Below are 12,308 nucleotides of genomic sequence, written 5' to 3'. Positions count from 1 at the left end.
AGCATAATCACTGAAAAGTAAAAAAACGCTCCTTTGGAGCGTTTTTTTATGCCTGTAGGTTTTATGAGTCGCGTATAATTTAAAAAAATAGATGAGTTTTTCTAGAATGATGCGTTTAATGCAGCCTGCTGATATTGCACAGGTTTACCAAATTGAAGTGGCTGTGCAAAGTCATCCATGGTCAGAAAAGCAATTTCAGGAAGCACTGGAAAACTATCAAGTTACAGTAATTGAGCAGCAAGGCAAGGTTGTCGGTTTTTGTATTTTACAACCTGTCCTTGATGAGGCAAATTTGTTGTTGATGGCGGTTGACCCGAAGATGCAAGGGCGTGGTTTAGGGTTTGAGCTCTTGAGTTATTCAATTGAGCAATTAAGCAATAACCCTATACAAATTTTTCTTGAAGTGCGCGAAAGTAATGTTGCAGCAATCAAACTGTATGAAAAATCTGGCTTTCATCAAATTGATAGACGCAAAAATTATTATCCGCTTGCTGGTGGTGGACGTGAACATGCGATCATCATGGTGAAAAGTTGCACTGATGATTTCGCAAAGTTATTTTCTATTTAATCACCCGATTCCAGTCTGAAGACAGCGTGGTCATTAAGGATGTACCTAAACTCTGGATTTCCTGATCGCTGAGTTGTCTATTTAAACGTCGCCATTGCCCATCAATCAGAACCTCAAAAGGAATGTACTGGGATTTGTAATTCATTTTTTTCGAGTGAGGAACCCAATACCCTAAATAAACATAATCCAGCTCTAATGCTTTGGCATATTCAATCTGTTTTAAAATTGCAAATACCCCAAGAGATCTGCGATGCTCTTCAGGTTCGAAAAATGTATATACTGCCGATATGCCATCATCGAGCATATCGCATGTTGAAACACACATCAGTTGCTGGTCTTGCCACAGCTCCAAAAAAAAGCTGTCAGTACAACTATGCATCAGAAATTTATCGAACTGATCAATACTCGCTGGAAACATGTCACCATCATGGTGGCGTAAGTTAATGTAGCGTTCATACAGATCGTAATGAATGGATGTTGCGTTTTCCGTACGTACAATGCGTAGGTGCAGATCTTGATTGTGCTTCCATGCCTTTTTTTGGGCACTGTTCATGACAAAATCATTCACAGGAATGCGACAAGATAAGCATTGCCGACATAAATGGCATTCGGGACGGTAGACAAAATCACCGCTACGCCGAAAACCTGAACGTGATAGTTCAGATAGCGTTACCACATCAATACGCTGTGCTGGGTCTAAAAATACCATGCGTGCCGATTTGTGATCCAGATAACTACAGTCATGTGGCGGCGTAATATAATATTGTAGTTCATTTAAAGGTGACTTTGGATGGTACGAATTCATATCAGGCGTCCCTCCTGAACATAGCTATTTCTTTAATAATTGTTGATTTACAGCAACCTCTTTAGATGAAAATACACTGTCTTGATAACTTTTCCAATCGATATTAGGTTGTTTTATAACATCTTGTAACGATTTTAGGTAATCTTGTCGAGAAAGTGTGCTCGCGCCTAAGCTGATCAAGTGATCATTGACCAATTGGCAGTCAATCCATGGCAGATTTTGTTCTCGCCCGATCAGCATGAGCACAAAAAAAGCCATTTTTGAGACGTCGGTGGCTTGGCTAAACATGGATTCCCCAAAGCAACCATGCCCAATATGGATACCATATAACCCACCTACAAGTTTTTCTTGATCTGCCCAGACTTCAATACTGTAACCATAGCCTAACTCAAACATTTGGCAGTAACTTTGAATAATATCCTCACTAATCCATGTTTCATTGGCATATTGGCGAGGTAAGGAGCAACGCCGAATCACTTGTTCAAAAGCCTGATTGATGGTGATCTTATAATCGTGCTTTTTCATATTACGCAATAAAGACTTGCTTGGATGATAGTCTTGCGGTCGAATAATACAGCGGGGTTCAGGGCTCCACCAGCAAATCGGATCATCTTCATTAAACCAGGGAAATAATCCATGACTATAAGCTTCATATAGTGTTGATGGGCTAAGGTCAGCCCCAATACAAATCAAGCCATGACCATCGGGGTCTTGTTCACAAGGACTCGGGAAAATGTATTTTGAAGCAGGAAGTTGCTGTTGCATATTGTATTCATGAGTCTCAAAGGTGCTTAAAAACACTGACATAAAAAAAGCCGTATGACTACGGCTTTTTAATTAATCAGTTAAGATTAAGCCAAGTTATCAAGGTATTTTTCTGCATCTAGGGCTGCCATACAACCTGAACCTGCTGAAGTAATCGCTTGGCGATAAACGCTGTCTGCAACGTCACCCGCAGCAAATACACCTTCAACAGAAGTTGCAGTTGCATTGCCTGCTGTGCCACTTTGGACTTGAATATAGCCATTACGAAGCTGTAACTGACCTTCAAACATCGTGGTATTTGGCTTGTGACCAATGGCAATGAACAAACCTTGAATGTCGATTTGCTGGGTTGAATCATCTTGGGTTGATTTCAGGCGTACACCTGTCACACCTGTTTTGTCACCCAACACTTCATCGACTTGGTGATTCCAGATAATTGAAATTTTACCTTCTTTTTCTTTTTCAAAAAGATGGTCTTGCAAGATTTTTTCTGAACGTACGCTGTCACGGCGGTGAACCAAAGTCACGTGTGCTGCAATATTCGATAAGTAAAGTGCTTCTTCAACTGCCGTGTTGCCACCACCAACTACCATCACATGCTGGTTTTTATAGAAGAAACCGTCACAGGTTGCACAAGCACTTACGCCTTGACCCATAAATTTTTGTTCAGATTCAAGACCCAAGTATTGCGCTGTTGCACCTGTTGCCAAAATTAAAGCATCACAGGTGTATTCTTCCATATCGCCTTTGAGAACAAATGGGCGTACATTCAAGTCCACTTCATTGATATGGTCATACACAATTTCTGTACCGAAACGCTCAGCATGTGCCTGCATACGCTCCATTAGTACAGGGCCTGTCAGACCTTCAGGGTCGCCTGGCCAGTTGTCAACTTCTGTCGTTGTTGTTAGTTGCCCACCAAGCTGTAAGCCTGCAATCAAGGTCGGTTTTAAGTTTGCACGTGCTGCATAGACCGCAGCACTATAACCAGCAGGGCCAGAACCTAAAATAATTAATCGCGAATGGCGAGCTGTCATTGCAGATTTCCTTTTATAATTAAAAACTGAAAAAATTATACGTTAAAGTGCTGTTATTGTGTGTTCGATCAATGTCGATAATATTGATCATCTAAATCGATTTGAGCTATATAGAAGACTACAAACATGCTGTATTAGATTGCATCTTTTTTTGCTAAACAAGTGCATAATACAGATATTTATGAATTGAAAAAAAGTTTATTGCTGATTTTCAACTGGCTATGATTTTTCTGATACAGGACAGTATATGACCGCGGTGTCGAGTGCTTATGCACAGCGCTTACTCATTACATTATTTTTGGTCTCATTTGGGATTTATCTGTTTTTAGCGACAGTCACATACACACCATTTGATCCAGGCTGGATGCATATCTCAAGCGACACCCAACAAGTATCAAATGCCAGTGGGGTAGCAGGGGCGTGGATTGCTGATTTGCTCTTTGGCTTTTTAGGCTGGGCAAGTTTATTGCTGCCTGTCTTCCTGTTTATGGAAGCTATACAAGTATGGTGGCCATATAGCTTTCTAGATCGTCCTTTTCGTTATGCAGCCCAGTTTTTCCTCATGCTGACCACAGCCAGTTTACTGTATCTATTTTGGCAAGTGCCAAGTGATGCACTGGATAATGCTTCGGGCGGAATTATTGGTTACGAACTGGGATCGAGCCTATCACAATTGCTAACCCTTTATGGTGCAAGCGCTTTCCTGATAATTTTATGGAGTATGCTGTTTACTTTTGCTTTTGGCGTGCGCTGGAATCGAACGTGGGCGACATTAAAAGCAACACCAAAATATCTGGAAGATTTGTTTTATCGTAATGTGCCTGAAAGTGAAGCAGATTATGATTTAACCACCAACCCGCCACAGCCAACGATAAAAAAAACCACGGTTGCACAAGCACCTTCAGCAGAACAAAAAATAGAAGCACAGCCGATCATGACAGCTCAACATCTGACAGCAGACCCTGTTGCAGAGCGTTTGTTAGATGATTTGGCAGGTAAAGACCAACAGGCAGAAAAAGCAAATAGCCCTGTGTTGAATGATGCTGAGTTTGAAAAAACATTGCAAAAAGCACATCAGTTGACTAAACAGCAAGATCGTATTGTACCAACAGGTGAGGTTTGGCGTGCGCTAGAGCTTGATAAAAATGATGAACAACGGCAAGAAATAGATGCATTACTGCAAGCTGCCGAAGAAACTCATGATACACAGCAACACGTTCAGCAGCAGATTACGCACTCGAATGTGCCAGTTGACTTACATGAAAAAGTGGATTGGAAAGATGATCTGGCATTTGATGAGCTGGTTAAAACCAGTCTAACCAATGATGTGGTAGAAACGCCTGTATCAGTTGATACGACAGTACAACATTTACTTAAGCATGATGAGATTGCCGATATTGAAAAGCTTTTAGCAATGGATACAGATATACCTGTACAACCACCACGTCGGGCAGAAAGCTATGCACAGTCATCAGCATTTGTAAAAGCTGAAATTAAAACCACACTTGAAACACAGCCGAGTTTATCAAAGGAAGAGTTTATTGAGGCATGGCATGAAACAGCAGGCAAGCCTCAGCCCGAAGATGACTTTGATTTTGATGCTCCACTGACCGATGCGACAGGGCGACCATTGTCTCGTGCTATGCAGGTTGCAGAAAAGCGCAAAAACCTTTCACCATTACCAAGTGAAGACTTACTTGATCGGGTTGATCCAAATAAAAAAGTTAATTTTACGGCTGAGCAGCTGGAACGTTTGTCCGAACTTCTGGAAATTAAATTACAAGAGTTTAATGTCAAGGCAAAAGTGATTGAAGCACAGCCAGGCCCAGTAGTTACCCGATTTGAGCTGGATTTGGCACCTGGTGTCAAAGCCTCCAAAGTCACCAATATTTCACGAGATTTGGCACGTTCTATGTCAATGGCTTCGGTTCGTGTGGTTGAGGTGATTCCAGGTAAACCGTATATTGGGATCGAGGTTCCAAATAGCGCACGAGAAATGGTGCGTTTAATTGAGCTTTTGGAAACACCTGCTTACCGTGATCCAAATAACTTGATCAGTATGGCAATGGGTAAAGATATTTCTGGAAATCCTGTTTTGACCGACCTTGCCAAAGCACCGCATATGTTGGTCGCAGGTACAACAGGTTCAGGTAAATCCGTCGCGGTCAACTCGATGATTTTGTCGATGCTACTGAAATATAAACCTGAGCAGTTACGCTTTATATTGATCGACCCTAAGCAGTTAGAATTGGCCAATTATAATGATATTCCGCATTTATTGACGCCTGTAGTGACCGATATGAAAGATGCGGTCAGTGCCTTGAATTGGTGTGTCAACGAAATGGAACGTCGTTATAAACTGATGTCATTCCTAAAAATTCGTAAAATTACTGATTATAATCGTAAGGTTGAAGAAGCTTTGGAGCGCGGGGAAGACCTTATTGATCCAACTTGGAAACCAAGTGATTCAGCAACACAAGAGCGCGCACCACGTTTGCAACCTTTACCTATGATTGTGATTGTGGCAGACGAATTTGCAGACATGATTATGCAAGTGGGTAAAAAAGCGGAAGAAATGATTACTCGTCTGGCACAAAAATCACGTGCTGCGGGTATTCATTTACTGCTTGCAACACAGCGCCCATCTGTAGATGTCATTACAGGTCTGATTAAGGCGAACATTCCAACCCGTGTTGCATTACGCGTGAACTCTAAAATTGACTCACGTACCATTTTAGATGCAGGTGGTGCAGAAGACTTGCTGGGTCACGGTGATATGCTGTTTCTTGGTCCAGGTAAAATTGAACCTGAACGTGTACATGGCGCATTTATTAGTGATGATGAAGTCAACCGTATTTGTGATGCATGGCGTGAGCGCGCTTCACCCAACTATGTTGATGAAATCTTGACGCCATACGATGAAGAATCAACGAATCGTGGTTTTGAAGAAGGTGATGCGAGTCCTGACCGCGACGTTTTGTATGATCAGGCAGTTGCATTTGTACTGGAAACACGTAAGGCATCGACTTCATCTTTACAGCGTAAATTTAGTCTGGGCTATAATCGCGCAGCGAGACTGATTGATACCATGGAAGAAAATGGGATTGTTAGCTCAATGGGTGCAAACGGTAAACGAGATATTCTCGTTTAGATTCAAAAAAACCTAACCGTCATGGTTAGGTTTTTTTTTGATTACTCATCAGACGTACTTAAAATGTGCTCTTGAAATTGAGGATTTGGAACAAGCACAATTTGCTCATCCACTTTGCGGGTTAGTTTCTGATTTTTATCTGGATAATCCAGTTTCGATAAAAAGTAACGAATACAATTTAAACGTGCGCGTTTTTTATCATCAGATTTGATGATTGTCCAAGGTGCATCACCTGTATGCGTATGAAAAAACATATGGTTTTTGGCTTGGGTATAATCCTCCCAACGATCTAAAGACTGGATGTCGATTGGAGAGAGTTTCCAGTGTTTCAGTGGATCATCGCGGCGTGAAATAAAGCGGCGTAACTGTTCTTCACGACTGACAGAAAACCAGAATTTAAACAGATGAATACCACTGTTAACGAGCATACGCTCAAGTTCAGGCGTTTGGCGCATGAATTGCAAATACTCTTGTGGTTCACAAAATCCCATGACTTGTTCCACACCTGCACGGTTGTACCAAGAGCGGTCAAAAAATACCATTTCACCTTTACTTGGAAAATGCTCGATATAGCGCTGGAAATACCATTGACCACTTTCGGTCAGGGTGGGTTTTTCTAATGCAACCACGCGTGCTCCGCGTGGATTTAAATGTTCCATAAAGCGCTTGATCGTGCCGCCTTTACCTGCGGCATCTCGACCTTCAAACAAACAAACAATACGTTGCCCCGTATCTTTGACCCAAGACTGAACTTTGAGTAGTTCAATCTGTAGCAATTTTTTCTCTGCTTCATAGGCTTTACGAGAGAGTCGAGTCCGATATGGGTAACTTGCTGGTAACTCAGCTGAACTGGAATCTTCCGCAGTTACCTTCCCCTGATAGTCCAAAACTGTTTTAGAAAAAACAGGTAAATCTTTAATTAATTCCTGCTCAGCCGTGGAGACGTCTTCGCTTGGTTGTAGTTGATGGGGTGAACTCATATTTCTCTAAACTCTATTTTTGTTTGTTGTCGCAAAACACGATATTGTAACCAGTGTAGCACCAATGCCCTTGGCACACACTGCATTTAAATATGACACAATGCAGTGTAATATTCATGTTTTGCTTATTCAGTTAATTGGAGATCTGCATGTTTGCTGCTTTTGCAATGCTGATATTTATTCACTTCTGTGCCTTGATTACGCCTGGACCAGATTTCTTTTTAGTATCACAAACAGCAATCAGCCGTTCTCATAAAGAAGCAGTAGCTGTTGTTGTGGGTATCACTGTTGGTGTTATGTTCTGGTCGTTACTGGCATTAATGGGGTTAAACATGCTGTTTGAAAAAATGGCATGGCTGAAGCATGTGTTGCTGGTTTGTGGCGGATTATATTTATGTTGGTTGGGCGTGCAAATGTTACGTTCGGCATTTTCTAAACAACAGACAACAACCATTTCCCCAAGTGTGCAAGTATCTAAAAGTATGTTGAGCTGCTTTATGAAAGGCATGTTAACCAATTTGTCCAACCCGAAAGCAGTGATTTATTTTGGGAGCGTTTTCTCATTATTTTTGACCAATCCTGCGCTAGAGCATTTACATGCTGTTCTGTTTTTGGTGATTAGTGCAGAAACGGCAATTTGGTTCTTGTTTGTCACCTTTGTATTTTCATTACCAGCTTGCAAGGCAGTTTATCAGCGTTCGGTAAAATGGATTGATGGCATCTCGGGCGGTATTTTTACGCTATTTGGTGCATTCTTAATCACCAATAAATAATTCTTATCCATCCTCAGCTTGCTGCCTGATCCATGTCGCAAGCTGTTGTAAGGCTGCCTGAATAGGGGCTGTCAAAGGATGGCCTGCATTAATCCGAATATAGTCATGATATTTATTGTCTTCCCCAAAAATACCGCCAGGGACAATACTGGTACTCTGACTTAATGCAAATTGATAGAGTGCAAAAGCGCTTAAATGCTGCGGCAGCTTCATCCATAATGCATAACCGCCTTGAGGCATATTTAGCAATAATATCTGTGGAGTAAAAAGCTGTTGTAAATACTGTATATACTGCTGTACCTGTTCCCATAGGCAGGGGCGTAACTGATTGAGATGGCGACGATAACCACCACTAAAAATAAAATCAGCCAAACCAAGTTGTAGTGGTGTATTCACAATAATATTGTGTGCGAGTAGTTTGGGCTTTAAATGCTGCAAGGTTTTAGGCAGACATAACCAGCCAATTCGATATGCACTGGATAAACTTTTCGACACTGAACCTACCCAAATGACATAACCTGCCTGATCCCAATGCTTGATCGGTAACGGGCGCTGCAAGTCATACCCACATTCACCATAAATATCATCTTCGATGATGAAACACTGATATTTGGCAGCCAGTGCTGCAATCTGTGCTTTTTCCTGATGCGTCAGGCAGTACCCTAGAGGATTCTGATAATTGGCTGTTAAAAGACATGCTTTGGCTTGCCCTGTTTGTAGAACCTGTTCGAGGCGTTGTAAATCAATACCTTGAGCATGCGATGGAATTTCAATGACTTTACGATTTAAGCTAGCAAGTAACAGCAATTGTCCGTTAAATGTAGGTGTCGGTAGAATAATGCTGTCACCAATCTCAGTAAGAGACTGAATAATGAGCATGAGAGCAGCCATACAGCCATTGGTGATAAAAATATCATCGTAAGCGACATGAATGGCATCTTCTGCCCAGTGTTGCAGCAATGCTTTGCGTAAACGAGGGTGTCCTTGCCGATCACAATATAAAAAATCTTCAGGGTGGCTATGCTTAAGGCTTCTTTGAATCGAACGCCGTAGGCCTTCAATTGGAATGAGTGGGCTGCCCAGTTGAATTGCACCAAGGTGAATCATTTGCGCTTGACTGGAGGCTTCCTGAATCTGGTTATGCAGATCAAAACTGGAAACTTCTCGGCTGACTGAGGGGAAATCAATATAGTCATGCTGCTGGGTATTTGCAGTTATTATTTTAGGTGCTTGTACAAAAAAACCAGACTTGGGTTTGACATAGACATGTCCCTGCGCTTCTAGTAGTTCATAACACGCTTGAGCAGTTGTCAGGCTGATATTTTGTTGCTTGGCAAAGTTGCGTAGCGAGGGTAGCTTACAATGCGGGCTAAGTTCACCCGCCAGAATTTTATGTCGAAGCTGACTGGCAATATCCTGATAACGAAATTGCATATCTGTACTGCTTTTTTAGAAAAAAGTGTATCTGTATACCTTAACAGAATCTTCCTATGATTGACCAATATTTGATTGGTTATGGGGGAGAATTTATGAAAAATCTAATCGCTGTCTTGATATGCCTAAGCCTGTTTGGCTGTACTCAATTTAAGCAGGAAAATTTTGCGACCTGTCAAAGGCTGGCAGAGGGTTATCTTAATGCTCAGGCTGTAGAAGCTTATCATCTAGTGACGACTCAACAGGGAAAGCAGGGTATACGGTTATATTATCGATTGCAGCAAAGCTATAAGATTGCTCAGACAGAACCTAAAATCTTTGAGTGTATTGAAAAACCACAAGGAACATGGCTGCAACTGCTACAAAATGGTGAGGCAAGCACCGTGCTGGTTTTACCTCGTGCAATAAAATAGCCTGCACAGAGCAGGCTAAATATCGATAGTGCTTAACAGGCTACAGTTAGGCAAATTTTGCCAGAACGTTAAGAAATTCAGTCGAATGGCGAGGGAACTGTGTAATCACATCGTGAATACGCTGACCTTGAGGGTTGGTTGCATTGACATCGCGGCCATCAGCAGTAAATTGAGTCAGTAAGCGCTCGAAATCATGTGGACGCATGTGTTTATAGGCATTATAAAGTACATGGAAGTCCGCGCTGTTTCCTTCAGGAGGTAAATGATTCAAGTAGGCAAACACACGCTCATCTGACCATTCTTCATTGAAAGTTGCTGGCTGTGATAATGCCATAGCTCACTCCTCGACATTGAAAATAAAAGGCAAAATATTTTGCGACTGGATAAAGCTTTAGTTTGCTTATCCAGCCCCATATTTTGCCTTGAATTATTATATTTAGCTAATCAGAATTGAAATTAATGATCTTCAGGTAAATTGATATTCATCTCAAGCATTTCAATATTGGCTTCTGAACGTACTTGCATTTGGATATGCTGTTCATCGACGCCCCGAACATAGCGGCTAACCACTTGCATAATCTCTTTTTTCATCTGATCAATTTTGTCTTGACTCAAGCGACGACCTAAGCCTTGTTCAGAAGCAACAATAACCTTTAAACGGTCTTTTGCCATCTGTGCGCTTGGGGTTTTATCGTCACTACCAAATAATTTGCTCCAAAATCCTGCCATGATTATGCTCCAAACAAACGTGCCAGCCAGCCTTTAGGTTTTACCGTAATATGACGATACGGACGATCTTCTCCAAGAAAGCGGGCAACTAAATCATCATAAGCTTGCCCAGCATACGACTCTGTATACAAAATGACAGGTTTACCTTCGTTGGACGCTTGTAATACGCTTGGGCATTCAGGAATTACGCCCAGTGTTGGAATACGCAAAATATCTTTAGAAATATCATCAATCGTCAGCATTTCCTGACGATCGGCACGTTCAGGGTTAAAGCGAGTAATACATAAATGTTTACGGATACGACCTTCATTGTGCTCAACTTTTTTAGTTTTGCTATCGAGCATACCAATAATACGGTCAGAGTCGCGTACTGAGGAAATTTCTGGGTTAGTCACAATAATGGCTTCATCGGCATGATACATTGCCAAAATTGCACCACGTTCAATACCTGCAGGAGAGTCACAGACAATATAGTCAAATTCCTGAGCAAGTTCATTCATCACACGCTCAACACCATCATCGGTAAGAGCATCTTTGTCACGGGTCTGTGATGCAGGTAAAATATAAAGGTTTTCAATGTCTTTATCGCGAATTAATGCTTGTTGTAGACGAGCTTCATGATTGATGACATTAACAAAGTCATAAACAACACGGCGTTCACAGCCCATAATAAGGTCTAAGTTACGTAAACCGACATCAAAATCGATGACTACAGTTTTGTGACCACGTAAGGCTAAGCCTGTTGCAAATGATGCGCTTGTTGTAGTTTTACCTACACCACCTTTGCCTGATGTTACGACAACAATTTTGGCCACCGAATCCACTCCTGTTATGGTCATTTGCAATTAAAATAAAATGTTCAATGGTTAAGTAAGACGAATCATACCTTAGATTTCTAGCGCTTCGAACTCAAGTTCATGCTCATCATTTAAATAAATGTGTACCGCTTTTTTCGCAACATGCGCGGGAATGTCGTCTGCGACACAATAAGTCCCCGCAATCGAGACCAATTCGGCATTTAAGCACTGACAAAAAATACGTGCTGTCGGGTCACCGCTGGCACCAGCAATAATGCGTCCTTGTGTTGTACCATAAATATAAATATTGCCAGAAGCAATCACTTCTGAACCACTATTCATACTGGCATTTAAGATCACATCACCATGCTCTTGGATTAAGCACTGCCCCGTACGCAACATTTCATTATGATATGAAGTCACATGATTTACAGCGTTTGATTTTTGTTTACTGTTGTCGCTATTTTGATCTTTATCATCCTTTTGTTCAATCACTTGTTCGTGTGTTGGCTTGATTCTTTGTAAAGGACGATCTGCAGGAAGAACAGGGAACTGGATACTACGAGCTTCATCACCAAGTAACCCATCAATAACGGCCATTGGTTGTAAATCGAGACTAATCAGGATTTGAATTAATTCGATTAGCTCTTGTTCGACGGTACTGTCTAAAATGACCGCTGCGCCGTGAGAACCAGTGTCTTCGAGCATTTGAGTGAGTTGTTGGCGAATAGCATCATGATCATTTGTATCGAAGGTTAATCGGGTAAAATTAACCATTCTGCCGGTAATGCGTATATCAGCCATGATATTTCCTTAGAGGCTTTTGACCAAATAAGTAATAAGTCAAAGTATGTTG

The 12,308-nt window shown here is 41.5% G+C and carries 13 protein-coding genes; 4 read left to right on the top strand and 9 right to left on the bottom strand.

Translation table 11 applies throughout. The features are described 5' to 3' along the window. The first annotated feature begins 106 nt into the window (after positions 1–106). On the top strand, positions 107–568 hold the full coding sequence (gene rimI, locus ACX1N5_RS12415) for a ribosomal protein S18-alanine N-acetyltransferase (protein ID WP_458802737.1): 462 nt from the start codon (positions 107–109) through the stop codon (positions 566–568). Here rimI and ACX1N5_RS12410 read toward each other — a convergent pair. The 3 genes from ACX1N5_RS12410 to trxB form a co-directional block, all read right to left on the bottom strand. Further along, a complete protein-coding gene (locus ACX1N5_RS12410; protein ID WP_131382201.1) occupies positions 561–1,373 on the bottom strand; it encodes an arginyltransferase in 813 nt (270 codons plus the stop codon). The genes rimI and ACX1N5_RS12410 overlap by 8 nt on opposite strands. A gap of 24 nt (positions 1,374–1,397) precedes the next feature. Further along, complete coding sequence (gene aat, locus ACX1N5_RS12405) at positions 1,398–2,138, bottom strand: leucyl/phenylalanyl-tRNA--protein transferase (RefSeq protein WP_458802745.1); 741 nt, start codon at positions 2,136–2,138, stop codon at positions 1,398–1,400. An 86-nt stretch (positions 2,139–2,224) separates the two neighbouring features. Beyond that, positions 2,225–3,175 carry a thioredoxin-disulfide reductase gene (gene trxB, locus ACX1N5_RS12400; RefSeq protein ID WP_004901955.1) on the bottom strand — a complete coding sequence of 317 codons (951 nt, stop codon included), beginning with the start codon at positions 3,173–3,175 and terminating at the stop codon, positions 2,225–2,227. A 247-nt stretch (positions 3,176–3,422) separates the two neighbouring features. Between trxB and ACX1N5_RS12395 the strand changes: the two genes are divergently transcribed. Further along, positions 3,423–6,326 carry a DNA translocase FtsK gene (locus ACX1N5_RS12395; protein ID WP_458802734.1) on the top strand — a complete coding sequence of 968 codons (2,904 nt, stop codon included), beginning with the start codon at positions 3,423–3,425 and terminating at the stop codon, positions 6,324–6,326. 41 nt (positions 6,327–6,367) lie between these two features. On the opposite strand, the gene ppk2 is transcribed toward ACX1N5_RS12395, so the two are convergent. Next, complete coding sequence (gene ppk2, locus ACX1N5_RS12390; RefSeq protein WP_458802732.1) at positions 6,368–7,306, bottom strand: polyphosphate kinase 2; 939 nt, start codon at positions 7,304–7,306, stop codon at positions 6,368–6,370. Between the two features lie 149 nt (positions 7,307–7,455). Between ppk2 and ACX1N5_RS12385 the strand changes: the two genes are divergently transcribed. After that, positions 7,456–8,079, top strand: a complete 624-nt coding sequence (locus ACX1N5_RS12385; RefSeq protein ID WP_004750626.1) for a LysE family transporter — start codon at positions 7,456–7,458, stop codon at positions 8,077–8,079. A 3-nt stretch (positions 8,080–8,082) separates the two neighbouring features. Here ACX1N5_RS12385 and ACX1N5_RS12380 read toward each other — a convergent pair whose 3' ends face one another. Then, on the bottom strand, positions 8,083–9,513 hold the full coding sequence (locus tag ACX1N5_RS12380; protein ID WP_458802729.1) for an aminotransferase-like domain-containing protein: 1,431 nt from the start codon (positions 9,511–9,513) through the stop codon (positions 8,083–8,085). A 95-nt stretch (positions 9,514–9,608) separates the two neighbouring features. Here ACX1N5_RS12380 and ACX1N5_RS12375 point away from each other — a divergent pair, with 95 nt between their 5' ends. Further along, the gene (locus ACX1N5_RS12375) at positions 9,609–9,926 is read left to right on the top strand and encodes a hypothetical protein (RefSeq protein WP_458802726.1); all 318 of its coding nucleotides are present in this window, start codon (positions 9,609–9,611) and stop codon (positions 9,924–9,926) included. A gap of 46 nt (positions 9,927–9,972) precedes the next feature. Here ACX1N5_RS12375 and ACX1N5_RS12370 read toward each other — a convergent pair whose 3' ends face one another. The 4 genes from ACX1N5_RS12370 to minC all read right to left on the bottom strand — a co-directional run bounded on the left by ACX1N5_RS12370 (position 9,973) and on the right by minC (position 12,256). After that, a complete protein-coding gene (locus ACX1N5_RS12370) occupies positions 9,973–10,260 on the bottom strand; it encodes a PA4642 family protein (protein WP_458802724.1) in 288 nt (95 codons plus the stop codon). Between the two features lie 122 nt (positions 10,261–10,382). Continuing rightward, on the bottom strand, positions 10,383–10,655 hold the full coding sequence (minE, locus tag ACX1N5_RS12365) for a cell division topological specificity factor MinE (RefSeq protein ID WP_004750634.1): 273 nt from the start codon (positions 10,653–10,655) through the stop codon (positions 10,383–10,385). 2 nt (positions 10,656–10,657) lie between these two features. Further along, positions 10,658–11,470 (bottom strand): septum site-determining protein MinD, encoded by an 813-nt coding sequence (gene minD, locus ACX1N5_RS12360; RefSeq protein ID WP_004750636.1) that lies wholly within the window; start codon positions 11,468–11,470, stop codon positions 10,658–10,660. A 72-nt stretch (positions 11,471–11,542) separates the two neighbouring features. After that, complete coding sequence (minC, locus tag ACX1N5_RS12355; protein WP_116728704.1) at positions 11,543–12,256, bottom strand: septum site-determining protein MinC; 714 nt, start codon at positions 12,254–12,256, stop codon at positions 11,543–11,545. Between the last annotated feature and the right edge of the window lie 52 nt (positions 12,257–12,308).

This window comes from Acinetobacter sp. ANC 4636 (assembly GCF_054454555.1).
The sequence above is the reverse complement of the archived record's forward strand: the minus strand, read 5'-3'. Positions and strand labels throughout refer to the sequence as shown.

Coding starts and splice junctions, on each gene's coding strand:
- ACX1N5_RS12385 (WP_004750626.1), top strand. CDS start 7,456: ATGTTTGCTGCTTTTGCAATGCTGATATTTATTCACTTCTGTGCCTTG.
- rimI (WP_458802737.1), top strand. CDS start 107: ATGATGCGTTTAATGCAGCCTGCTGATATTGCACAGGTTTACCAAATT.
- trxB (WP_004901955.1), bottom strand. CDS start 3,175: ATGACAGCTCGCCATTCGCGATTAATTATTTTAGGTTCTGGCCCTGCT.
- aat (WP_458802745.1), bottom strand. CDS start 2,138: ATGCAACAGCAACTTCCTGCTTCAAAATACATTTTCCCGAGTCCTTGT.
- minC (WP_116728704.1), bottom strand. CDS start 12,256: ATGGCTGATATACGCATTACCGGCAGAATGGTTAATTTTACCCGATTA.
- ACX1N5_RS12375 (WP_458802726.1), top strand. CDS start 9,609: ATGAAAAATCTAATCGCTGTCTTGATATGCCTAAGCCTGTTTGGCTGT.
- ACX1N5_RS12370 (WP_458802724.1), bottom strand. CDS start 10,260: ATGGCATTATCACAGCCAGCAACTTTCAATGAAGAATGGTCAGATGAG.
- ACX1N5_RS12410 (WP_131382201.1), bottom strand. CDS start 1,373: ATGAATTCGTACCATCCAAAGTCACCTTTAAATGAACTACAATATTAT.
- ppk2 (WP_458802732.1), bottom strand. CDS start 7,306: ATGAGTTCACCCCATCAACTACAACCAAGCGAAGACGTCTCCACGGCT.
- minE (WP_004750634.1), bottom strand. CDS start 10,655: ATGGCAGGATTTTGGAGCAAATTATTTGGTAGTGACGATAAAACCCCA.
- ACX1N5_RS12380 (WP_458802729.1), bottom strand. CDS start 9,513: ATGCAATTTCGTTATCAGGATATTGCCAGTCAGCTTCGACATAAAATT.
- ACX1N5_RS12395 (WP_458802734.1), top strand. CDS start 3,423: ATGACCGCGGTGTCGAGTGCTTATGCACAGCGCTTACTCATTACATTA.